General features: G+C 54.0%; 21 protein-coding genes and 1 riboswitch. Of the genes, 11 read left to right on the forward strand and 10 right to left on the reverse strand.

Translation table 11 applies throughout. The annotated features are described in order from the left end of the window. Positions 1-10 precede the first annotated feature (10 nt). On the reverse strand, positions 11-1,720 hold the full coding sequence (gene araB, locus J4613_RS08590) for a ribulokinase (RefSeq protein ID WP_020437951.1): 1,710 nt from the start codon (positions 1,718-1,720) through the stop codon (positions 11-13). A gap of 340 nt (positions 1,721-2,060) precedes the next feature. Here araB and araC point away from each other — a divergent pair, with 340 nt between their 5' ends. Beyond that, entirely contained in the window at positions 2,061-2,906 is an 846-nt protein-coding gene (gene araC / locus J4613_RS08595) for an arabinose operon transcriptional regulator AraC (RefSeq protein WP_000852387.1), read from the forward strand. A 118-nt stretch (positions 2,907-3,024) separates the two neighbouring features. Then, on the forward strand, positions 3,025-3,792 hold the full coding sequence (locus J4613_RS08600; protein WP_001148369.1) for a DedA family protein: 768 nt from the start codon (positions 3,025-3,027) through the stop codon (positions 3,790-3,792). Between the two features lie 38 nt (positions 3,793-3,830). Here J4613_RS08600 and thiQ read toward each other — a convergent pair whose 3' ends face one another. From thiQ to sgrR, 4 genes are all read right to left on the reverse strand, one after another. Continuing rightward, a complete protein-coding gene (gene thiQ / locus J4613_RS08605) occupies positions 3,831-4,538 on the reverse strand; it encodes a thiamine ABC transporter ATP-binding protein ThiQ (RefSeq protein ID WP_111742465.1) in 708 nt (235 codons plus the stop codon). Beyond that, positions 4,522-6,132, reverse strand: coding sequence for a thiamine/thiamine pyrophosphate ABC transporter permease ThiP (thiP, locus tag J4613_RS08610; RefSeq protein ID WP_058145250.1), 1,611 nt, complete (start codon positions 6,130-6,132; stop codon positions 4,522-4,524). The genes thiQ and thiP overlap by 17 nt, the downstream gene beginning before the upstream one ends. After that, positions 6,108-7,091, reverse strand: a complete 984-nt coding sequence (gene thiB, locus J4613_RS08615) for a thiamine ABC transporter substrate binding subunit (protein WP_000915326.1) — start codon at positions 7,089-7,091, stop codon at positions 6,108-6,110. The genes thiP and thiB overlap by 25 nt, the downstream gene beginning before the upstream one ends. 31 nt (positions 7,092-7,122) lie before the next feature. Further along, positions 7,123-7,222, reverse strand: a riboswitch (TPP riboswitch). 46 nt (positions 7,223-7,268) lie between these two features. Then, positions 7,269-8,927, reverse strand: coding sequence for an HTH-type transcriptional regulator SgrR (gene sgrR / locus J4613_RS08620; RefSeq protein ID WP_111742464.1), 1,659 nt, complete (start codon positions 8,925-8,927; stop codon positions 7,269-7,271). Positions 8,928-9,019: 92 nt separating this feature from the next. Here sgrR and sgrT point away from each other — a divergent pair, with 92 nt between their 5' ends. Both sgrT and J4613_RS08630 read left to right on the forward strand, forming a co-directional pair. Continuing rightward, positions 9,020-9,142, forward strand: coding sequence for a glucose uptake inhibitor SgrT (gene sgrT, locus J4613_RS08625; protein ID WP_001248755.1), 123 nt, complete (start codon positions 9,020-9,022; stop codon positions 9,140-9,142). A 319-nt stretch (positions 9,143-9,461) separates the two neighbouring features. After that, entirely contained in the window at positions 9,462-9,743 is a 282-nt protein-coding gene (locus J4613_RS08630; RefSeq protein WP_000755258.1) for a DUF5339 family protein, read from the forward strand. A gap of 53 nt (positions 9,744-9,796) precedes the next feature. Here J4613_RS08630 and leuD read toward each other — a convergent pair whose 3' ends face one another. From leuD to leuL, 5 genes are all read right to left on the reverse strand, one after another. Beyond that, the gene (gene leuD, locus J4613_RS08635) at positions 9,797-10,402 is read right to left on the reverse strand and encodes a 3-isopropylmalate dehydratase small subunit (protein ID WP_000818261.1); all 606 of its coding nucleotides are present in this window, start codon (positions 10,400-10,402) and stop codon (positions 9,797-9,799) included. Positions 10,403-10,412: 10 nt separating this feature from the next. Next, positions 10,413-11,813: a 3-isopropylmalate dehydratase large subunit gene (leuC, locus tag J4613_RS08640; protein ID WP_001140632.1), complete on the reverse strand. Its 1,401-nt coding sequence runs from the start codon at positions 11,811-11,813 to the stop codon at positions 10,413-10,415. Between the two features lie 2 nt (positions 11,814-11,815). After that, positions 11,816-12,907, reverse strand: a complete 1,092-nt coding sequence (gene leuB / locus J4613_RS08645) for a 3-isopropylmalate dehydrogenase (protein ID WP_080193513.1) — start codon at positions 12,905-12,907, stop codon at positions 11,816-11,818. Further along, complete coding sequence (leuA, locus tag J4613_RS08650; RefSeq protein ID WP_001523208.1) at positions 12,907-14,478, reverse strand: 2-isopropylmalate synthase; 1,572 nt, start codon at positions 14,476-14,478, stop codon at positions 12,907-12,909. Before leuA ends, leuB begins: the two co-directional genes overlap by 1 nt. An 87-nt stretch (positions 14,479-14,565) precedes the next feature. Further along, positions 14,566-14,652 carry a leu operon leader peptide gene (gene leuL / locus J4613_RS08655; RefSeq protein WP_001575587.1) on the reverse strand — a complete coding sequence of 29 codons (87 nt, stop codon included), beginning with the start codon at positions 14,650-14,652 and terminating at the stop codon, positions 14,566-14,568. Positions 14,653-15,308: 656 nt separating this feature from the next. Between leuL and leuO the strand changes: the two genes are divergently transcribed. The 7 genes from leuO to ftsL all read left to right on the forward strand — a co-directional run bounded on the left by leuO (position 15,309) and on the right by ftsL (position 22,450). After that, the gene (gene leuO, locus J4613_RS08660) at positions 15,309-16,253 is read left to right on the forward strand and encodes a transcriptional regulator LeuO (protein ID WP_001115420.1); all 945 of its coding nucleotides are present in this window, start codon (positions 15,309-15,311) and stop codon (positions 16,251-16,253) included. A 321-nt stretch (positions 16,254-16,574) separates the two neighbouring features. After that, on the forward strand, positions 16,575-18,299 hold the full coding sequence (gene ilvI, locus J4613_RS08665; protein ID WP_000425613.1) for an acetolactate synthase 3 large subunit: 1,725 nt from the start codon (positions 16,575-16,577) through the stop codon (positions 18,297-18,299). 2 nt (positions 18,300-18,301) lie between these two features. Next, on the forward strand, positions 18,302-18,793 hold the full coding sequence (gene ilvN, locus J4613_RS08670) for an acetolactate synthase small subunit (RefSeq protein ID WP_001563086.1): 492 nt from the start codon (positions 18,302-18,304) through the stop codon (positions 18,791-18,793). A gap of 283 nt (positions 18,794-19,076) precedes the next feature. Beyond that, a complete protein-coding gene (gene cra / locus J4613_RS08675) occupies positions 19,077-20,081 on the forward strand; it encodes a catabolite repressor/activator (RefSeq protein WP_000762406.1) in 1,005 nt (334 codons plus the stop codon). 605 nt (positions 20,082-20,686) lie between these two features. Continuing rightward, on the forward strand, positions 20,687-21,145 hold the full coding sequence (gene mraZ, locus J4613_RS08680; protein WP_000488294.1) for a division/cell wall cluster transcriptional repressor MraZ: 459 nt from the start codon (positions 20,687-20,689) through the stop codon (positions 21,143-21,145). 1 nt (position 21,146) lies between these two features. Next, on the forward strand, positions 21,147-22,088 hold the full coding sequence (gene rsmH, locus J4613_RS08685; protein WP_000970444.1) for a 16S rRNA (cytosine(1402)-N(4))-methyltransferase RsmH: 942 nt from the start codon (positions 21,147-21,149) through the stop codon (positions 22,086-22,088). Next, positions 22,085-22,450 carry a cell division protein FtsL gene (ftsL, locus tag J4613_RS08690; RefSeq protein ID WP_000625651.1) on the forward strand — a complete coding sequence of 122 codons (366 nt, stop codon included), beginning with the start codon at positions 22,085-22,087 and terminating at the stop codon, positions 22,448-22,450. The genes rsmH and ftsL overlap by 4 nt, the downstream gene beginning before the upstream one ends. Positions 22,451-22,460 lie beyond the last annotated feature (10 nt).

Genomic DNA, 22,460 nt, shown 5'->3' on the forward strand with positions numbered 1-22,460 from the left:
TGTCGTGTCCTTAATGAGTCAGGATTGCCTGATTGGCCGGGGTCGTTGGCGCCGGCGCGGCAGTCGGAAGATAATGTTGTTCTGCGCTTAGCGCCCACTGCTGGTAGCGGCGGTAAAGCTGTTCGAGGCGTTGCGCCTGTTCAGGGCGGGGACGCAGAGTGCGTTCTACCGCGCTTGCCATGCTTTGCTGGGCGGCAGGAATATCGGCATGGACTTTCGCAGCGACGGCGGCAAAGATAGCGGCGCCTAATGCGCAACACTGGTCGGAAGCGACGATCTGCAACGGACGATTCAGTACGTCGCAGCAGACCTGCATAATGACCTGATTTTTACGGGCGATGCCGCCAAGCGCCATCACGTTATTGACCGCGATACCCTGCTCGGTAAAACACTCCTGAATGGCGCGCGCGCCGAAGGCGGTCGAAGCGACCAGACCGCCAAACAGCGCTGGCGCGTCGGTGGCGAGATTGAGATCGGTAATGACGCCTTTCAGACGCTGATTAGCGTTTGGCGTGCGGCGACCGTTAAACCAGTCGAGCACCACCGGCAGGTGATCCAGGGACGGATTTTTCGCCCAGGCGTTGGTGAGCGCTGGCAGTAGCTGCTTCTGGCTGGCGTTAATCTGGGGTTTCAGTTCCGGGTGCTGCGCGGCAAGTTGTTCCAGCGGCCAGCTCAACACGCGGCTAAACCAGGCGTAGATGTCGCCGAAAGCAGATTGCCCCGCTTCCAGACCGATAAAGTTCGGCACCACGCTGCCATCAACCTGACCGCAAATGCCTTTCACGGCGCGATCCCCGACGCTCTGTTTATCCGCAATCAGAATGTCGCAGGTAGACGTGCCGATGACTTTTACCAGCGTATTGGACTGTGCGCCCGCGCCGACCGCGCCCATGTGGCAGTCGAACGCGCCGCCGGAAATCACTACGCTTTCCGGCAAGTCGAGGCGCTGCGCCCATTCGGCGCACAGGGTGCCCACGGGCAGATCGGCGGTGAAGGTTTCGCTAAATAACGGGTAGTGCAGATGACGGTTAATGCACGGATCGAGTTCATCAAAGAAGCTCGCGGGCGGCAGACCGCCCCAGCTTTCATGCCACAGTGTTTTGTGCCCGGCGCTGCAGCGGCCACGGCGGATATCCTGCGGGCGAGTGGTGCCGGAAAGCAGCGCCGGCACCCAGTCACACAGCTCAATCCACGAGACGGCGGCCTGCGCGACGGCGCTATCCTGGCGGGTGACGTGCAAAATCTTCGCCCAGAACCATTCGCTGGAGTAAATGCCGCCAATATAGCGGGAGTAGTCGACCTTGCCTGGCTTATGGCACAGACGAGTGATTTCGTCGGCCTCTTCCACGGCGGTGTGATCTTTCCACAGCACAAACATCGCATTCGGGTTCTCGGCGAACTCTGGACGCAGCGCCAGGACGTTACCGTCGGCGTCAATCGGCGCTGGCGTAGAGCCGGTGCTGTCAACGCCAATGCCAACGACATTTGCGCGTTGCGCGGCGCTTAATTGTGCCAGAACGGCTTTCAGCGCGGCCTCCATTGACTCCATGTAGTCGCGCGGATGATGACGGAACTGGTTGTTCGGGCCGTCGCAATAACGGCCTTCTTGCCAGCGCGGATACCACTCTACGCTGGTGGCGATCTCGTCGCCGGTGGCGCAGTCCACTGCCAGAGCGCGCACTGAATCACTGCCAAAATCGAGGCCAATTGCAATTGCCATCGTCTTACTCCATCCAGAAAAACAGGTATGGAGAAACAGTAGAGAGTCGCGGCAAAAACCGTCAGGCAGGATCCGCTAATCTTATGGACAAAAATGCTAATGCTTTGCAAAGTGTGACGCTGTGCAAATATTCAATGTGGACATTCCAGCCATAGTTATAGACACTTCTGTTACTTAATTTTATCGCCTGAACTGTACGCTTTTGTTACAAAGCGCTTTTCACAAGCGGGGTTGATACGTGCTTTCATCAAGCGCAAGGTCTTGCGGAGACGTAAGCACTGTCGTCCTGGTCAATATGGACAATTTGTTTCTTCTCTGAACATCGGGGGGTAGAGAAATCATGGCTGAAACGCAAAATGATCCGCTATTGCCGGGATATTCATTTAATGCCCATCTGGTCGCCGGACTGACGCCAATTGAAGCGAATGGATATCTGGATTTTTTTATCGATCGTCCGTTGGGCATGAAGGGATATATTCTTAACCTGACCATCCGCGGAGAGGGCGTCATTAATAATAATGGCGAGCAGTTTGTCTGTCGGCCTGGCGATATATTATTGTTTCCGCCGGGCGAGATTCATCACTATGGACGGCATCCGGACGCCAGCGAGTGGTATCACCAGTGGGTTTATTTCCGGCCTCGCGCCTACTGGCAGGAGTGGCTGACCTGGCCGACAATCTTTGCCCAGACAGGATTTTTCCGCCCGGACGAGGCGCGCCAGCCGCATTTCAGCGAACTGTTCGGGCAGATCATCAGCGCCGGGCAAGGGGAAGGCCGCTATTCTGAGCTACTGGCGATCAATCTGCTGGAGCAGCTGTTGCTCAGACGTATGGCGGTAATTAATGAGTCGTTGCATCCGCCGATGGATAGCCGTGTGCGCGATGCCTGCCAGTATATCAGCGACCATCTGGCGGACAGCCATTTTGATATCGCCAGCGTCGCCCAGCATGTCTGCCTGTCGCCCTCCCGGTTATCGCATCTGTTCCGCCAGCAGTTAGGCATTAGCGTATTGAGTTGGCGCGAAGATCAGCGTATCAGCCAGGCGAAACTCCTGCTTAGCACCACGCGAATGCCGATAGCGACCGTTGGGCGCAATGTTGGATTTGACGATCAGCTCTATTTTTCGCGGGTATTTAAAAAATGCACCGGGGCAAGTCCTAGCGAGTTCAGGGCCGGATGTGAATAAAAAGTGAATGATGTGTCCACAAAGATGTCATAAGCCGTAACTATTCGGATAATTGACGGCTTGACGAAGGGGGTCGGGGTAAGCAGAATCCCTGCTTCATCACGCTGACGGACACACTATGCAAGCACTGCTGGAACATTTTATCACCCAATCCACTCTGTATTCGCTCATCGCCGTGTTGCTGGTCGCCTTCCTGGAATCGCTGGCGCTGGTGGGGTTGATTTTACCCGGCACGGTACTGATGGCGGGGCTGGGCGCGCTTATCGGCAGCGGCGAGCTCAATTTTTGGCATGCCTGGCTGGTGGGTATTATCGGCTGTCTGATGGGCGACTGGATTTCGTTCTGGCTGGGGTGGCGCTTTAAAAAGCCGCTACACCGCTGGTCTTTTATGAAAAAGAACAAGTCGCTGCTGGATAAAACCGAACACGCGCTGCATCAGCACAGTATGTTCACGATCCTGGTCGGACGTTTTGTCGGTCCGACGAGGCCGCTGGTGCCGATGGTGGCAGGGATGCTGGATCTTCCCGTAGCGAAATTTATTGGGCCGAACTTGATTGGCTGTTTGCTGTGGCCGCCGTTTTATTTCCTGCCGGGCATTCTGGCGGGAGCGGCAATCGATATTCCTTCCGATATGCAGAGCGGAGATTTCAAATGGCTGCTGCTGGCGACGGCGTTGCTGCTGTGGGTCGGAGGCTGGCTATGCTGGCGGCTGTGGCGCAGCGGCAAAGCGGCAGTCGATCGTTTAACCGCGTATTTCCCCCGCAGCCGTTTGCTGTATCTGGCGCCGTTGACGCTCGGGATCGGCGTGGTCGCGCTGGTGGTGCTGGTTCGCCACCCGCTGATGCCGGTATATATCGATATTCTGCGCAAAGTTGTGGGTTACTAACGATTCCTTTGCCGGATGGCGGCTTCGCCTTATCCGGCCTACAAAATATGGGATTTGATGCCCAATAGCGCTGAGGCGCTGGCTTGACCGCTTAGTAGCTCGTCTGTTTTGCCTTGCCACGCAATGCGTCCGTCGGCCACGACGATTGACCGGGGCGCAATTCGCGCCGCATCTTCCACGCTGTGCGAGACCATCAACAGCGTGAGCTGTCGCTCGCGGCAGATATCGCTGACCAACGTCAGCATCTCCTGGCGCAGCGCGGGATCGAGCGCGGAGAACGGTTCATCCAGCAGCAGTACCGGCTGTTCACGTACCAGGCAGCGCGCCAGCGCTACCCGCTGACGCTGGCCGCCGGACAGTTCGCCCGGTAAACGCGTTATCAGACTCTCAATGCCCATCTGATGTGCGATAGCGTCCCGTTTTTCCCGCTGGCTGGCGTTGAGCGTTAACCCAGGATTTAGCCCCAGACCGATATTTTGCTGCACATTCAGGTGGCTGAATAAATTATTCTCCTGAAACAGCATTGAGACCGGACGGCGTGAGGGCGGCGTAAGCGTATGATCTTCACCGGCAATCAGTAACGTACCGCTGGCAGGCGCAAGAAAACCGGCAATTAAATTCAACAACGTGCTTTTCCCCGCGCCGCTGGGGCCAAGAATCGCCACCTGCTCGCCGCGTTCTACCTCCAGCGTAAAACGCATCGGCAAATGATGGTAAAGCCAGGTGATATCAATCAGTTCTAGCATGTCGGCCCGGTAGTTTCTCTATGAGGGTAAATAACGTAAAACAGAGCAGCAACAGTATCAGCGCGGTCACCGCGCCGTCCTGGCTGCGGTAGGAGCCGATCTGCTGATACAGATAAAACGGCAGCGTGCGGAAATTGTCATTGCCGAAAAGCGCGACGACGCCAAAATCACCGATAGAAAGTACGCAGGCAAACGCCAGCGCCTGCGCCAGCGGACGTTTCAGCGCCCGCAGTTCCACGACCTTTAACCGCGACCAGCCTTCAATTCCCAATGACTGGCACAGCATTCCATAACGGGCGGTAATATCGCGCATTGGGTTTTCCAGGACTTTTAGCGCGTAGGGGATTGCCATCAGCGCATTGGTGAAAATCACGATGCCGTCGGCGGATTCCGGTAAGCCAACGCTGTTATTGAGCAGTAAAAAGAAGCCTGTCGCCAGCACGATCCCCGGCATCGCGAGGATCAACATCCCGCTGAGTTCCAGCGTTTGTCCGGCGAATAGTTGCTGGCGTTGGCGTAGCTCGCGGCTACTCCACAGTAGCATCATGGTCAGCACCACACACAGAACGCCCGCCGCCAGCGCAATGCGTAGCGATGTCCAGACAGCCTGCCACAGAATGGGTTGCGCCAGCACCTCCGGCAGGCTGCGGTTGACGCCATCGACCACCACGGCGACCAGCGGCGGAAGCAGCAGCAGCAGCGCCAGCACGATTAATAAGGCGTCCGTCAGACGGCTGTGGAGACGATCGTCAGGATCGCGCCAACCCTGCGTCAGCGTCATCCCCGGCGCAATCGCTTTGCTCAACCGTTGGCTTAGCAGTACCAGCGCCAGGCAGCAGACCATCTGGATTAATGCCAGCATCGCCGCGCGGGCGGGATCGTAGTCATAACTGAGCGCCTGAAAGATAGCCAGCTCGATAGTGGTGGCCTGCGGGCCGCCGCCGAGCGACAGAACCGTTGCGAAACTGGCGAAGCAGAGCATAAAAATCAGCGCCGCGACGGGCGGAATTTGGCGGCGCAGCCACGGCCATTCGACAAAACGGAAAAAATGCCAGCCGCGCATACCGAGCTGGGCGGCGAGCTGGCGCTGCTCGCCGGGAATGCTTTCCAAAGATTGCAGCAACAAACGGCTCGCCATTGGCAGGTTAAAAAAGACGTGCGCCAGTAAAATGCCCTGCAAGCCGTAGGGGGAGAATGTCCACTGAAGCCCCAGCATCTGCCACAGCGAGGCCAGCCAGCCCTGACGGCCATACACGCTAAGAATACCGAACACGGCAACCAGTACCGGCAGAATCAGCGTCATGGCGCACAGACGCAGCAGCGCCAGACGTCCAGGAAAACGGCGTCGATAAAGCGCGCGGGCGAGAAAAACCGCCGGGACCACAGACAGCACTGCGGACAGAAACGCCTGCCAGAATGAGAAGCGCACCACATGCCACAGGTAGCTATCCCGCCAGATTGTCGACCACGCGCCCGACGGCGCGTTCAGCCAAAGCGCCAGAAAGGCCGCCAGCGAGACGGTTATCATCAGCGCGGCGGCGCACAGCCCCGGAATCAGCCAGCCGGGAATTAACGGCTGACGGCGCGTTGCCATTCGCTAATCCATGCCTGGCGTTGTGCTGCCACTTGTTGCGGCGTGAATTCCAGCGTTGTGGCGGGTTTTGCCAATGATTCAAACCCTGCTGGTAGGGCGACGTCCGCTACCGGGTACATCCAGTTGCCGGTGGGTATGGCGTTCTGAAACGCCGGAGAAACCATAAATTTGAGGAATTTCTCCGCCAGTTCCGGCTGCTTACTGGCGACGGTACGCGCCGCGACTTCTACCTGTAAGTAATGGCCTTCGCTGAAGTTCGCGGCGGCGTAATTGTCCTTCTTCTCTTCAATAATGTGATACGCCGGAGAGGTGGTGTAACTGAGCACCAAATCGCTTTCACCTTTCAGAAATAAACCGTAGGCCTCGCTCCAGCCTTTCGTCACCGTCACCGTTTTGGCCGCCAGTTTTTGCCAGGCCTGCGGCGCGTTATCGCCATAGACTTTGCGCATCCACAGTAACAGCCCCAGCCCTGGCGTACTGGTACGCGGGTCCTGATAAATCACCCGCCATTTTTGATCGCTCTCGACCAGTTCTTTCAGGCTTTTCGGCGGATTTTTCAGCTTGCTTTTATCGTAGACAAAGGCGAAATAGCCGTAATCGAACGGCACAAATGTGTCGTTTTTCCAGCCGCCGGGCACCTTGACCGCCTCATTCGCCACGCCGCTTTTGGCAAAGAGTTTAGTTTGCGTGGCCGCTTCCAGCAGATTGTTGTCCAGCCCCAACACCACATCGGCTTTGCTGTTCTTCCCCTCCATCCGCAGGCGGTTGAGCAGTGAAACGCCATCCTCCAGCGCCACCAGTTTCAGCTCGCAGTTGCAATCGGCTTCAAACGCTTTTTTCACCGCCGGGCCTGGCCCCCAGTCGGCGGCGAACGAGTCGTAGGTATAGACGGTGAGAACGGGTTTGGCGAAAGCAGGCGCCGCGCACAGGAGTAAAAGCGGAAGATATTTTTTTAACACTTTGCACCTCAGTTAAAGAGTGGCAAAGGACTTGAGAGGTAACCTCAAATCCCTTCGCCGGCATTATCCGGATCAGGTTCGACGGGTATTTTCTCAGCGCGCGCATGAGCGCGGCACCCCGTTGAGTTCGGCGTTAGTGTAGTGATTTTGTTGCCGGGCAGCAATCAAGAGCTGGCGTTAAGGATCTGGCGGCGCAAACCACGCCGATTTAAAATCAAACCAGCCGAGGGTATTCATGCGCAGCCCGCGCATACTGCGTTGTCCCTGGATAATCAGCCAGTGGTGGATCAACGGCACAATCGCTTTGTTGACCAGCAGTTGCTGGCACCAGTTCGCCAGGTTCATCTCGCCAGCGCGCCACTGCGCGGCGTCGTCCTGCCAGTCGCGCGGAATGCAGTTCTGCAAGAGCGGTACTTCGCACAAGTGCGCGAACAGCGAGAAATCCAGCGGCAGCGTAAAGTTAGCGCTATTGAGCCAGATATCGCTTTCGATCTCGCCGGCGTGCCATTGATCGTAGTCGATCTCCTGAATATGCAGATGCACCTGATGTTCAGCCAGAAGCGCGCTCATGATATGGGCGATAACCCGGTGCTCAATGTGTTCGCGATAGAAGGTCAGCGTGAGGGTTTCCAGCCCGGCGGGTTTTTCGCCCGGGCCTGGACGGGCGTGGTGCCAGCGCGGTAAAAGCCCATAGGCCGGGAACCAGAGCTGCTGTAGCGGTTCATCGGCATGATAGAGTAAATTGGTGGGGGAGAGGACGTGGCTTACCCATTCTCTGACCTGCGGATGCGCGCCGCGCGGCGTCCTGGCGTCGAATAGCAGGTAATAGCACCCCTCTTCCAGTCGGCTTTCTATCGCTTTTTCACCGCCTTGTATCGGCCCTTCCAGCATCAAGCCGCAGGCCGGTTCTTCACTGATATCCGGCAGTACCCAGACGTTCACTTCGTCTATCAACGCCCGATAGCCGAAGTAGTCATCAAAGGCGAGTATCTTGAGCTGGTTTGGCGTATTACGCCGCACGGCATAAGGCCCGGTGCCGATAGGGTGGCTGGCGAAATTAGCCAGCGTTTCCCACTCCCGCGGCAAAATCATCGCCGGGACCTGGCCCAGCAGCCACGGCAACCAGCGATCCGGCTGGGAAAGATGAATATCCAGCGTCCACGCGGTAGGGGAGTCTATCTTTGTGATGTGCGAGTAAAGCGGAAGCGTATTGATACGCGTCAGCGAGGAGATGACATCTTCCATCTCCAGCTCGCGGCCATGATGAAAATGAATGCCGGGGCGCAGGTAGAAGCGCCACAGTAAAGGGGAAATTTGCTGCCAGTGGTGCGCAATGTCCGCTTCCAGTTCCCCGTTTTCCTCATTTACCCGCGTGAGCGAACTGAAAATTTGCCGGGCAATATGAGTTTCCGAGCGACGTAATGCGGTTCCCGGCAGAAGATTGTGCATCGGACGATAGTAAAGAACCCGCAGAATATGCCGCCCCTGGCGGAAGCTGCGTCCCAGATGGGAAATCAGCATTTGCCTGACAGCGCTTTTATCGCCGACCAGTTGTACCAGTTGATCGATTCGATCTTGTTCCAGCAGGTCTTCCGCCCGCTGCTGTTGCAGCGCCAGTCCGGTATACAGGAACGTCAGACGCGAACGCTTTCCGCGTCCAACCTCGGCTTCCCATGTTAGCCAACCGCGCGCCTGCATCGTATTTAGCAGCGTACGCATATGGCGACGCGAACAGTTCAGCAGATCCGCCAGCTCATTAAGCGTGGTGTCTTGCGTTTTACCGTCACAACATTGCCAGAGACGGATAAATTGTTGTTGCAGGCGACCTGAGGGCATAAAAGGGGAACTCCGATGAAAAACTCAGCAATTTTATTATCCCTATATTAGGCCAATAATATCTTTCGATGAAGCAAGAGGAAGAGGTCACTATGCGCCAGTTCTGGTTGAGATATTTTGCCGCGACGGAAAAAACGTCCTGGCTGGCTTGCCTGAGCGCGCCGCAGCGCTTAAAAATGCTCGCGGAACTGATGCAGTGGGAGGCGACCGATTGAAGCCAATTGCAGACATCATGTGTGACTGAGTATTGGTGTAGGCGATAGCCTAAAATCACCCGCCAGCAGATAATATCTGCTGGCTTTTTTTATTTCGGCTGTTTCTGGATGACGACGATGGGACGGCGTCTCAACGGGATTTATACGGCGGTCTCTGTGGTCACGCAGGTGGTGAGCGGGCGAGTAAAAGACGTGTAATGTTGCGTGACAAGCGCCATTTTGCATGGTACTGAAACAGACTTTTTTTTATTTTTATCATCGCTAATCTTATACGCGTTATCGCATGGTGCTTTAACGTGTTTAGTACAAAGGAATGATAATGAAAAAGGTTTTTTTGCTTGCAGCGCTTTTTGCTATGTCCAACTCCTCTTTCGCGGCAATGGCTGAAAGTTGTCAGCAATATTTTAATGATATTGATGCCCTGGTTGAGCAGGCTGCAGCAACGAGTGAACAGGCAAAACAGCAATTTGACGCGATGAAGCCTCAACTCGAAGCGTCAAAAAAACAGTTGGAAACTGTAGCTGCATCTGACCAGGATGCTGCGTGTAAGCAGGCTCTGGCGTCAATGGTTCAGATTAAACAGGCTCTGGGATTAAAATAAGATAGATACCAGCAATAAGCGATGAGTATCGCTTATTGCTGGTCGTTTTGGTATCAACGCATAAACTCAGGCTGCTTGTCTTCGTACTCGGCAATCGCGTCTTCGTGCTGCAGCGTCAGCCCGATGCTGTCCAGACCGTTCAACATGCAGTGGCGGCGGAAGTCGTCGATTTTAAAGCTGTAGGTCTTATCGCCTGCTTTCACCACCTGTGCTTCCAGATCCACTTCAAAATGAATGCCCGGATTGGCTTTCACCAGGCTGAACAGCTCATCGACCTGTTCGTCGCTTAATTTCACCGGCAGCAGTTGGTTATTGAAACTGTTGCCGTAGAAGATGTCGGCGAAGCTTGGCGCGATCACCACTTTAAAACCGTAATCGGTCAACGCCCACGGCGCGTGTTCGCGTGAAGAGCCGCAGCCAAAGTTTTCCCGCGCCAACAGTATCGACGCGCCTTGATATTCCGGAAAGTTCAGCACGAATTCCGGATTTGGCTGTTGGCCCTTTTCGTCCAGGAAGCGCCAGTCGTTAAACAGATGGGCGCCAAAACCGGTGCGCGTAACCTTCTGCAAAAACTGTTTAGGGATAATTGCATCGGTATCGACGTTGGCGGCATCCAGTGGGACAACCAGGCCGGTATGCTGGGTAAATTTCTCTGCCATGGTAGTTTCCTTATTTGATGCTGCGAATGTCGGCGAAGTGGCCGGTAACGGCGGCAGCGGCGGCCATCGCCGGGCTAACCAGGTGAGTGCGACCCCCGCGGCCCTGACGGCCTTCAAAGTTACGGTTGCTGGTGGAGGCGCAGCGCTCGCCCGGGTTCAGGCGGTCATTATTCATGGCCAGGCACATGGAACAGCCTGGTAAGCGCCATTCAAATCCTGCTTCGATAAAGATCTTGTCCAGACCTTCCGCTTCCGCCTGCGCTTTCACCGGACCTGAACCCGGCACCACCAGCGCCTGCACGCCAGGCGCAACTTTGCGCCCTTTGGCGACTTCCGCCGCCGCGCGCAAATCTTCAATACGCGAATTGGTACAAGAGCCGATAAAGACTTTATCAATAGCAACGTCCGTTAACGGTACGCCCGGCTGTAAGCCCATATAAGCCAGCGCTTTTTCGGCGCTGGCGCGCTCAACCGGATCGCTAAAAGAGGCGGGATCGGGGATGATGTCGGTGACGGAAATCACCTGGCCCGGATTCGTGCCCCAGGTCACCTGTGGCGCGATCTCTTCTGCTCGCAGGGTGACGACAGTATCAAAGGTCGCGCCGTCATCGGTTTTCAGCGTTTTCCAGTACTCGACGGCTTCGTCAAAATCGCGGCCCTTCGGCGCGTGCAAACGCCCTTTTACGTAGTTGAAAGTGGTTTCATCCGGGGCGACCAGACCGGCTTTGGCGCCCATCTCAATCGCCATATTGCACAGCGTCATGCGGCCTTCCATACTCAGCGCGCGGATAGCGTCGCCGCAAAATTCAACCACGTGTCCGGTGCCGCCGGCGCTACCGGTTTTACCGATGATCGCCAGCACAATGTCTTTGGCGGTAATGCCCGGCGCGGCGTTGCCCGTGACTTCAATCTTCATGGTTTTAGCGCGCCCCTGTTTCAGGGTTTGCGTCGCCAGTACATGTTCTACCTCAGAAGTGCCGATGCCGAAGGCCAGCGCGCCAAACGCGCCGTGGGTAGCGGTGTGGGAGTCGCCGCAGACGATGGTCATACCCGGCAGGGTAACGCCCTGTTCCGGCCCCATCACATGGACGATGCCCTGATATGGGTGATTCAGGTCATACAGTTCGACGCCGAACTCGTTACAGTTCTTAATCAGCTCCTGCATCTGGATACGCGCCATTTCACCGGAAGCATTAATGTCTTTAGTCTGCGTCGAGACGTTGTGATCCATCGTGGCGAAGGTTTTCCCTGGCTGACGTACCGGACGATGGTGCGCGCGCAGACCGTCAAACGCCTGCGGAGAGGTGACTTCATGCACCAGGTGGCGATCGATGTACAGCAGCGGCGTTTCGTTTGGCGCCTCAAAGACCACGTGGGCATCAAATAATTTTTCGTATAACGTTTTGGCCATGATTACACCCCTTCTGCGACATAGCGGGCGATAATATCGCCCATCTCATCGGTACTGACTGCGACAGCGCCCCTGGCTAAATCGCCGGTGCGAACGCCCTCTTCTAATGCGCGATTGATCGCCTGTTCAATGGCCGTTGCCGCATCGTTGGCATCCAGGCTGTAGCGCAGCAGCAGCGCCAGCGACAGGATCTGCGCAATTGGGTTGGCGATATTTTTCCCGGCGATATCCGGCGCGGAGCCGCCAGCCGGTTCATACAGGCCAAACCCTTGCTCGTTCAGGCTGGCGGAGGGCAACATCCCCATTGAGCCGGTGATCATGGCGCATTCGTCGGACAGAATGTCGCCGAACAGGTTAGAGCACAGCAGGACGTCAAACTGCGACGGGTCTTTAATCAACTGCATGGTGGCGTTATCGATATACATGTGCGCGAGTTCCACATCGGGATACGTTTTCGCGACATCATTGACGATCTCACGCCACAGGATAGAGCTTTGCAGTACGTTGGCTTTATCTATAGAGGTGACTTTACGGCGGCGTTTACGCGCCGATTCAAAGGCGATACGGGCAATGCGCTCGATCTCAAAGCGGTGATAAACTTCGGTATCAAAGGCTTTTTCGTACTGACCGCTGCCTTCGCGGCCTTTTGGCTGACCGAAATAGATCCCGCCGGTCAGCTCGCGCACGCACAGGATATCGAAACCGTTAGCGGCGATATCGGCGCGCAACGGGCAAAATGCTTCCAGTCCCTGATACAGTTTCGCCGGACGCAGGTTACTGAATAACTTGAAATGCTTGCGCAGCGGCAGCAGGGCGCCGCGCTCTGGCTGGCTTTCCGGGGGCAAATTTTCCCATTTCGGGCCGCCGACGGAGCCAAACAGAACGGCATCCGCCTGCTCACACCCTTCAACGGTGGCTTTCGGCAGTGGATGGCCATGATTGTCGATAGCAATACCGCCGACGTCATAGCGGCTGGTGGTGATACGCATATCAAAACGGCTGCGTACCGCATCCATAACTTTCAGGGCTTGCGCCATGACTTCCGGGCCGATACCGTCGCCCGGCAGTACGGCAATATGATAGTTCTTCGACATTACACGGTTTCCTTGTTGTTCTCTTTATTTTGAGCTTTGCGTTGCAATTCTTTTTCAACTTCGGCGGCGCGCCAGATATTGTTCAGTACGTGCACCATCGCTTTGGCGGAGGATTCGACGATATCCGTCGCCAGCCCGACGCCGTGGAAGCGGCGACCATGATGGTTCACGACGATATCGACCTGACCCAGCGCATCTTTGCCCTGGCCTTTGGCATTCAGGTCGTATTTAACCAACTCAACGTCGTAGCCAGTGATGCGGTTAATCGCCTGATAGATGGCGTCGACCGGGCCGTTGCCGTTCGCCGCCTCGGCCTTGATCTCTTCACCACAGGCCAGCTTCACGGAAGCGGTGGCGATATCGCTGGAGCCGGACTGCACGCTGAAGTAATCCAGACGGAAATGCTCTGGTTCTTCTTGCTGTTTATTAATAAACGCCAGCGCTTCCAGGTCATAGTCGAACACCTGGCCTTTTTTGTCCGCCAGCTTCAGGAACGCGTCGTACAGGTGGTCCATGTTGTAGTCTGTGTCCTTGTAACCCATCTCTTCCATGCGATGTTTCACGGCGGCACGGCCAGAGCGGGAGGTCAGGTTCAGCTGTATCTGGTTCAGACCGATGGACTCTGGCGTCATGATTTCATAGTTTTCGCGGTTCTTGAGGACGCCATCCTGGTGGATGCCGGAAGAGTGGGCAAAAGCGCCGCTGCCGACAATCGCTTTGTTGGCCGGGATCGGCATGTTACAGATCTGGCTGACGGTCTGGCTGGTGCGCCAGATTTCGTGGTGATTGATGTTGGTGTGTACGTTCATGATGTCTTTGCGCACTTTAATCGCCATGATCACTTCTTCCAGTGCGCAGTTACCGGCACGTTCTCCGATACCGTTCATCGCGCCTTCAACCTGACGCGCGCCCGCATATACTGCCGCCAGCGAGTTGCCTACTGCTATCCCTAAATCGTCGTGGGTATGAACGGAGATGATAGCCTTGTCGATATTGGGGACACGTTCATACAGGCCGGAAATGATTCCCGCGAACTCAAACGGCATGGTATAGCCCACGGTATCGGGAATATTAATGGTTCTCGCGCCGGCGTTTATAGCGGCTTCCACCACGCGCGCCAGATCGTCAACAGGCGTCCGGCCAGCATCTTCGCAGGAGAATTCCACGTCATCAGTGTAATTACGCGCCCGCTTAACCATGTATACCGCGCGTTCGATGACCTCATCCAGCGTGCTGCGCAGCTTGGTGGCGATGTGCATTGGCGAGGTGGCGATAAAAGTATGGATGCGAAACGCGTCGGCGACCTTCAGCGCCTGTGCCGCGACGTCGATGTCTTTTTCTACACAACGCGCCAGGGCGCAAACGCGGCTGTTTTTAATGGTGCGGGCGATGGTTTGGACGGATTCAAAATCACCCGGAGAAGAGACCGGGAAGCCTACTTCCATGACATCAACACCCATGCGCTCAAGGGCCAGGGCAATCTGCAGCTTCTCTTTCGCGCTCAGGCTGGCCTGTAACGCTTGTTCGCCGTCGCGTAAGGTCGTATCAAAAATAATGACTTGCTGGCTCATGATGTGGTCCTTGTCTCCAGGGGCGCCTTGCGTCAGGCATAAAAAAACCCGCGCAACGGCGCGGGTTTTGTTTGACTTCGAGCTGACTTAATGTTGAATGCCGCCCACCGGTCTACCGCGCACAATAAATGCGTTGAGTAGTAGTAGCCCAGTGAAACGAACGATATGTGACATTAATTCAGCTCCAGCGAATGCGTTATGCTTTTAGTGGTACTGGATATGCCGTTTAATGTCAACTCTATTTTCTGTCGCCATTGCATTTTGTTGACGATATCCGGATACGTACTTTAGCTAATTGTGCTGGGCTGCGCGTCCAATAAAGGATAAAAGAACGAGTGGACATTCATACTTTTCATTGTTTGAAATATTTAGGCATTTTTGTTTGCAAATTGGTTAGGGGAATGGCCTGTTAAAGGTATGCTAAAGGTTTGGTTTATCTTTTTGATTTGTTTTATATTTTAACAAATAACCTTGTTTACTTAATGGATAAGGATAAAGTTATTGATAAATTAATGTTAACTTTTTAGCTATTAATAATATAAACATTTAATTGAAACTTAAATGATCATTCACTTGGTGTATGATTGTGTATTCGCCATAGTTATGGTTATATTGCTTGCGTAATTTAAACATTATGAATCGCAATGGTGTGACTCAGGACACATTACGCTTGCGCTGGCATTCTATTTGTCTCTGTCAGCGTCTTTATGTTTTCCGAATTTTAACGCTTTCCCTTTTTCTTATTTTATATGCATGGTAAATCATATTTTCAGGAATTATTTCTGCCTTCAGCCAGAAAAAGGGAGTTAAGCGTGACAGTGGAGTTAAATATGCCAGAGGTCAAAACCGAAAAGCCGCATCTTTTAGATATGGGCAAACCACAGCTTCGCATGGTTGATTTGAACCTATTGACTGTGTTCGATGCGGTAATGCAAGAGCAGAATATTACGCGCGCCGCCCACACGCTGGGAATGTCGCAGCCTGCGGTCAGTAACGCCGTAGCGCGTCTGAAGGTTATGTTTAATGACGAACTTTTTGTTCGATATGGACGAGGAATTCAGCCGACTGCCCGTGCATTTCAGTTATTTGGTTCAGTCCGTCAGGCGTTGCAATTGGTGCAAAATGAATTGCCGGGATCGGGGTTTGAGCCGACCAGCAGCGAACGTGTATTCAATCTTTGCGTGTGCAGTCCGCTGGATAATATCCTTACGTCACAGATTTATAATCGTGTAGAAAAAATTGCGCCAAATATTCATGTCGTTTTTAAAGCGTCGTTGAATCAGAATACTGAGCATCAGTTACGCTATCAGGAAACCGAGTTCGTTATTAGTTATGAAGAATTCCGTCGTCCTGAGTTTACCAGCGTACCGCTATTTAAAGATGAAATGGTTTTAGTCGCCAGCCGAAAACACCCGCGTATTAGCGGCCCGCTACTGGAAGGCGATGTTTATAATGAACAACATGCGGTTGTTTCTCTCGATCGTTATGCGTCATTTAGTCAGCCGTGGTATGACACGCCGGATAAACAGTCGAGCGTGGCTTATCAGGGCATGGCGCTTATCAGCGTTCTGAACGTGGTTTCGCAGACGCATTTGGTCGCTATTGCCCCGCGCTGGCTGGCGGAAGAGTTTGCGGAATCGCTGGATCTGCAAATATTGCCGTTGCCTTTAAAACTGAATAGCCGGACATGCTACCTTTCCTGGCATGAAGCGGCTGGGCGTGATAAAGGGCACCAATGGATGGAAGATTTATTAGTTTCTGTTTGTAAGCGATAAAACCGGGCAGAATAAATCAGAAACAAATTCTGGTTTATTCTGCTTTTTAGCGTATATAAAAAATTTTATGCTGAATTAACGGTGAGCGATGCTTTTCGTCGTTGTGAAAAATAGATGAATTGCTGTAAGTCTGCATTTATAAGCGATTATTTATTACCTGGTGTGATTCAGACGGAGTATTTCTCCATTTCTTCTCTTCTTGCCTCCTGATTATTCTAACCTTTCCCATCTTTACGTCATTCCACCCAATTGCCAGGCGTGATAGCGAGCGGTTAAGGTGTCCGTCAAACCGTGATGACAGGTATAAAGTGGAGGCAAGCCGTGGAGATGTTGTCTGGAGCCGAGATGGTCGTCCGATCGCTTATCGATCAAGGCGTAAAGCAGGTGTTCGGCTATCCTGGAGGCGCAGTGCTTGATATTTATGATGCGCTACATACCGTTGGAGGGATCGATCATGTGCTGGTGCGTCATGAGCAGGCCGCGGTGCATATGGCGGATGGCCTGGCGCGAGCCACTGGCGACGTTGGCGTGGTGCTGGTGACTTCCGGACCGGGAGCGACCAATGCGATTACCGGGATTGCTACGGCCTATATGGATTCCATTCCGCTGGTGATTCTTTCCGGCCAGGTCGCCACCTCATTGATTGGCTATGATGCCTTTCAGGAGTGCGACATGGTGGGGATTTCCCGACCGGTGGTCAAACATAGCTTCCTGGTCAAACAGACGGAAGATATTCCCCAGGTGCTTAAAAAGGCCTTCTGGCTGGCGGCAAGCGGACGTCCTGGGCCGGTGGTCGTGGATCTGCCGAAAGATATTTTGAATCCGGCGAAAAAAATGCCGTATGCCTGGCCGGAAACGGTCAGTATGCGCTCTTACAATCCCACAACATCAGGACATAAAGGACAAATTAAGCGTGCCTTGCAAACGCTGGCGTCGGCAAAAAAACCGGTGGTCTACGTTGGGGGAGGGGCGATAAGCGCGGCCTGCTATGCGCCGTTGCGCCACATCATTGAAACCTTTAACCTGCCGGTGGTCTCTTCATTAATGGGACTGGGCGCGTTTCCTGCTACTCATCGCCAGTCGTTAGGAATGCTGGGAATGCATGGCACTTATGAAGCCAATATGACCATGCATAACGCCGACGTGATTTTCGCTGTTGGCGTACGATTTGACGACCGCACGACGAATAATCTCGCTAAATATTGTCCGAACGCGACGGTATTACACATCGACATTGACCCGACGTCCATATCCAAAACGGTTAACGCTGATATCCCGGTGGTGGGCGATGCCCGCCTGGTACTGGAACAAATGCTGGAGCTACTGGCGCAGGATGCGCCGTCTCAGCCGCAGGATGATATTCGCGACTGGTGGCAGCAGATAGAGAGCTGGCGCGCCCGTCAGTGCCTGAAATATGACGCGGAAAGCGAAAGCATTAAACCCCAGGCGGTGATTGAAACCCTCTGGCGTCTGACGAAGGGCGATGCGTACGTGACGTCCGATGTAGGACAACACCAGATGTTTGCCGCTCTCTATTACCCGTTCGATAAGCCACGTCGCTGGATTAATTCCGGCGGGCTCGGCACGATGGGTTTTGGCCTACCGGCTGCATTGGGCGTTAAAATGGCCCTGCCGAAAGAAATGGTGGTCTGCGTGACCGGCGATGGCAGTATACAGATGAACATTCAGGAGCTGTCGACAGCCTTACAGTATGAACTGCCGGTACTGGTTTTGAACCTGAACAACCGTTATCTGGGGATGGTAAAACAGTGGCAGGATATGATCTATTCCGGTCGCCATTCTCAGTCTTATATGCAGTCGTTACCGGATTTTGTGCGCCTGGCGGAAGCATATGGCCATGTCGGGCTGCAGATTAACCACCCGGATGAGCTGGAAAGTAAACTCAGCGAAGCCCTTGAGCATGTGCGTAATAACCGACTGGTGTTCGTCGATGTCACCGTTGATGGCAGCGAGCATGTCTATCCGATGCAGATTCGCGGGGGCGGGATGGACGAAATGTGGTTAAGCAAAACGGAGAGGACCTGATGATGCGCCGGATTTTATCGGTATTACTGGAAAACGAATCTGGGGCGTTATCGCGGGTTATCGGCCTCTTTTCGCAACGCGGATATAATATTGAAAGCCTGACCGTCGCGCCGACAGACGATCCGACGTTGTCGCGCATGACTATCCAGACGGTAGGCGATGAAAAAGTGCTTGAGCAAATTGAAAAGCAACTGCACAAGCTGGTTGATGTGCTGCGCGTCAGCGAGCTGGGACAGGGAGCGCACGTTGAGCGGGAAATCATGCTGGTGAAAATCCAGGCCAGCGGCTACGGACGGGAAGAGGTGAAGCGTAATACGGAAATTTTCCGTGGTCAGATTATTGACGTTACGCCAACGTTGTATACCGTTCAACTGGCGGGCACCAGCGATAAACTGGATGCTTTTCTGGCCTCGCTGCGCGACGTGGCGAAAATTGTTGAAGTGGCGCGTTCAGGCGTCGTCGGGCTTTCGCGCGGCGATAAGATTATGCGCTGAGCTGATTCGCCGGATGACGACGCGCTTGCGTTTTATCCGGTCTACAGGCTGATATCTGGCCCAGGTCCGATAAGCGTAGCGCCATCAGGCAGGTTTGCCGGATATCAGCCAACAGGAATTATCGCCCAACCCAATATCACCGGTTGGGCTTTTTTTTGCGAAATCCGTGGTAACCCGGAATAAAAGCGGTTGCCGGAGTGATCAAACTGCGCTTAGATGTTAACGATTTTAACCCATGCCGACATAAAGGTTATGGTTTGTACAATTTACACAAGGGGCAATTGTGAAACTGGATGAAATCGCTCGGCTGGCCGGTGTCTCGCGCACAACTGCAAGCTACGTTATAAACGGTAAAGCAAAGCAATACCGCGTGAGCGACAAAACCGTAGAAAAAGTCATGGCGGTAGTGCGTGAGCACAATTACCATCCTAACGCTGTGGCTGCCGGGCTGCGTGCTGGACGCACACGTTCCATTGGTCTGGTGATCCCGGACCTTGAAAACACGAGCTACACCCGTATCGCAAACTATCTTGAGCGCCAGGCACGCCAGCGTGGCTACCAACTGCTGATCGCCTGTTCTGAAGATCAGCCGGATAACGAAATGCGCTGCATTGAGCACCTTTTGCAACGCCAGGTGGATGCAATCATTGTTTCAACTTCGTTACCGCCGGAGCATCCCTTCTATCAGCGCTGGGCCAACGATCCGTTCCCCATCGTCGCGCTCGACCGCGCGCTGGATCGCGAACATTTCACCAGCGTGGTCGGCGCCGATCAGGATGATGCCGAGATGTTGGCGGAAGAGCTGCGTAAATTCCCGGCAGAAACGGTGCTTTATTTGGGCGCGCTGCCGGAGTTGTCCGTCAGTTTCCTGCGCGAGCAGGGTTTCCGCACCGCATGGAAAGACGATCCGCGGGAGGTGAATTTCTTATATGCCAACAGCTATGAGCGCGAAGCCGCCGCGCAGTTGTTTGAGAAATGGCTGGAAACGCATCCTATGCCGCAGGCGCTCTTTACGACATCGTTCGCGCTATTACAGGGCGTGATGGACGTAACGCTGCGGCGCGATGGAAAACTGCCCTCGGATTTGGCGATTGCGACCTTCGGCGATCATGAGCTGCTGGATTTTCTGCAATGCCCGGTGCTGGCGGTGGCGCAGCGTCATCGTGATGTCGCGGAACGCGTGCTGGAGATTGTGCTGGCAAGTCTTGATGAACCGCGTAAACCGAAACCCGGCTTAACGCGTATTCGGCGAAACCTGTATCGTCGCGGCATTCTGAGCCGTAGCTAAAGGACCGGCGGTAAAAGACTCTCTCTTCTGCCGCCGTCAAACAAATGCGTATCAGTAAAAATATCCCTTAAATAATTAAGATTATTCCTTAAAATTATCCGAAAATTCTTTTTTATTACCTTTCTTTTGTCCGAAATCGTCCACATTCCACTAATTAAGACGTAACGAGTCTTTTCCTTTGTATTGTTTTGTTACAAGCAGGCAAGAAATCGTCGAATTAACAGCCACTTTTTGTCTTTGGCGCGACAGTCGCTCGTAGGCGCTGGTATAGCAGGCACCGCACACGTTAAACAGGCACTGTTAACACGGTGCAATATGTCCTAAAATGCCGCTCGCGTCGCAAACTGACACTTTATATTTTTCTCGGATTATATTGAGTCCGTTTTAAACGGCGGTGGGCCTTTGGTTTTTTTCTTACAAATATTCATAACGTTAATTTGGCTTGCACGCTGGGCGGAAATTAATCAACGCAGATATTCGCCGTAAACATTGGCTTTTTTACTTAGGTAAGCGTTGTGACTTGCTTGACAAGCTTTTCCTCCGCTCCGTAAACTCCTTCGAGTGGGAATTTGTGGGATAAAGTGGTAAGAAGGGGTGAGACTGGCATGTTCCGGGGGGCAACGTTAGTCAATCTCGACAGTAAAGGGCGCCTGACCGTGCCGACCCGTTATCGGGAGCAACTGATCGAGAGCGCTACCGGTCAAATGGTATGTACCATTGACATCCATCACCCATGCCTGCTGCTTTACCCCCTGCCTGAATGGGAAATTATTGAGCAAAAGTTATCTCGTCTGTCGAGCATGAACCCGGTAGAACGTCGCGTACAGCGTTTACTGTTGGGCCATGCCAGCGAATGTCAGATGGATGGTGCAGGTCGATTACTGATCGCGCCAGTTCTGCGGCAACATGCCGGACTGACGAAAGAAGTGATGCTGGTTGGACAGTTCAACAAATTTGAGCTGTGGGATGAAACGACCTGGTATCAACAGGTCAAGGAAGATATCGACGCTGAACAGTCAGCTACCGAAACGTTATCGGAGCGGCTGCAGGACTTGTCTCTATAAGATGATGGAAAATTTTAAACACACTACGGTACTGTTGGATGAAGCTGTTAATGGGCTGAATATTCGTCCGGATGGTATCTATATTGATGGCACATTTGGTCGCGGCGGCCACTCGCGCCTGATCCTCTCGCAACTGGGCGAAGAGGGGCGCTTGCTGGCGATCGATCGCGATCCGCAGGCGATCGCCGTTGCGCAGACCATTAATGATCCTCGCTTCTCCATCATTCATGGACCTTTTTCCGCGCTGGCTGATTATGTAGCCGAGCGCGAGCTTACCGGCAAGATTGACGGGATCCTTCTCGATCTTGGCGTCTCTTCTCCGCAGCTTGACGATGCGGAGCGCGGTTTTTCATTTATGCGCGACGGTCCGCTGGATATGCGAATGGACCCGACGCGCGGCCAGTCTGCCGCCGAGTGGTTACAAACGGCGGAGGAGGCGGATATCGCCTGGGTGCTGAAAACATTCGGCGAGGAGCGTTTTGCCAAACGTATTGCTCGCGCCATTGTTGAGCGCAATCGCGAACAGCCGATGACCCGCACCAAAGAGCTGGCGGAAGTGGTTGCGGCGGCGACCCCGGTAAAAGACAAATTCAAACATCCCGCGACCCGTACCTTCCAGGCGGTGCGCATCTGGGTAAACAGTGAACTGGAGGAGATAGAGCAGGCGCTAAAAAGCTCGCTCAGCGTACTGGCCCCAGGCGGGCGGCTTTCAATCATCAGTTTCCACTCGCTGGAAGACCGTATTGTGAAACGCTTTATGCGTGAGCAAAGCCGCGGTCCGCAGGTACCGGCGGGATTACCGATGACGGAAGCGCAGCTCAAAAAACTGGGCGGTCGTGAGTTACGAGCGTTAGGCAAGTTGATGCCGGGTGAAAAAGAGGTAGCTGAAAATCCTCGGGCCCGTAGTTCAGTTCTGCGTATCGCAGAGAGGACGAACGCATGATCAGCAGAGTGACAGAAGCCCTAAGCAAAGTGAAGGGATCGATAGGAAGCAACGAGCGCCATGCCTTGCCTGGCGTGATCGGTGACGATCTTTTGCGGTTCGGGAAGCTGCCACTCTGCTTGTTCATTTGCATCATTTTAACGGCGGTGACGGTGGTCACGACGGCGCACCATACTCGTTTACTCACCGCGCAGCGTGAACAACTGGTTCTGGAGCGCGATGCATTGGACATTGAATGGCGCAACCTGATCCTTGAAGAAAATGCGCTCGGCGATCACAGCCGGGTAGAGCGGATCGCAACGGAAAAGCTGCAAATGCAGCATGTTGATCCGTCCCAAGAAAATATCGTAGTGCAAAAATAAGGATAAACGC

Origin of the sequence: Salmonella sp. 32020114201800008SM, assembly GCF_017572025.1 — a bacterium.
Taxonomy (GTDB): domain Bacteria; phylum Pseudomonadota; class Gammaproteobacteria; order Enterobacterales; family Enterobacteriaceae; genus Salmonella; species Salmonella enterica.

Coding starts and splice junctions, on each gene's coding strand:
- araB (WP_020437951.1), bottom strand. CDS start 1,720: ATGGCAATTGCAATTGGCCTCGATTTTGGCAGTGATTCAGTGCGCGCT.
- araC (WP_000852387.1), top strand. CDS start 2,061: ATGGCTGAAACGCAAAATGATCCGCTATTGCCGGGATATTCATTTAAT.
- J4613_RS08600 (WP_001148369.1), top strand. CDS start 3,025: ATGCAAGCACTGCTGGAACATTTTATCACCCAATCCACTCTGTATTCG.
- thiQ (WP_111742465.1), bottom strand. CDS start 4,538: ATGCTAGAACTGATTGATATCACCTGGCTTTACCATCATTTGCCGATG.
- thiP (WP_058145250.1), bottom strand. CDS start 6,132: ATGGCAACGCGCCGTCAGCCGTTAATTCCCGGCTGGCTGATTCCGGGG.
- sgrR (WP_111742464.1), bottom strand. CDS start 8,927: ATGCCCTCAGGTCGCCTGCAACAACAATTTATCCGTCTCTGGCAATGT.
- sgrT (WP_001248755.1), top strand. CDS start 9,020: ATGCGCCAGTTCTGGTTGAGATATTTTGCCGCGACGGAAAAAACGTCC.
- J4613_RS08630 (WP_000755258.1), top strand. CDS start 9,462: ATGAAAAAGGTTTTTTTGCTTGCAGCGCTTTTTGCTATGTCCAACTCC.
- leuD (WP_000818261.1), bottom strand. CDS start 10,402: ATGGCAGAGAAATTTACCCAGCATACCGGCCTGGTTGTCCCACTGGAT.
- leuC (WP_001140632.1), bottom strand. CDS start 11,813: ATGGCCAAAACGTTATACGAAAAATTATTTGATGCCCACGTGGTCTTT.
- leuB (WP_080193513.1), bottom strand. CDS start 12,907: ATGTCGAAGAACTATCATATTGCCGTACTGCCGGGCGACGGTATCGGC.
- leuA (WP_001523208.1), bottom strand. CDS start 14,478: ATGAGCCAGCAAGTCATTATTTTTGATACGACCTTACGCGACGGCGAA.
- leuL (WP_001575587.1), bottom strand. CDS start 14,652: ATGTCACATATCGTTCGTTTCACTGGGCTACTACTACTCAACGCATTT.
- leuO (WP_001115420.1), top strand. CDS start 15,309: ATGCCAGAGGTCAAAACCGAAAAGCCGCATCTTTTAGATATGGGCAAA.
- ilvN (WP_001563086.1), top strand. CDS start 18,302: ATGCGCCGGATTTTATCGGTATTACTGGAAAACGAATCTGGGGCGTTA.
- mraZ (WP_000488294.1), top strand. CDS start 20,687: ATGTTCCGGGGGGCAACGTTAGTCAATCTCGACAGTAAAGGGCGCCTG.
- rsmH (WP_000970444.1), top strand. CDS start 21,147: ATGATGGAAAATTTTAAACACACTACGGTACTGTTGGATGAAGCTGTT.
- ftsL (WP_000625651.1), top strand. CDS start 22,085: ATGATCAGCAGAGTGACAGAAGCCCTAAGCAAAGTGAAGGGATCGATA.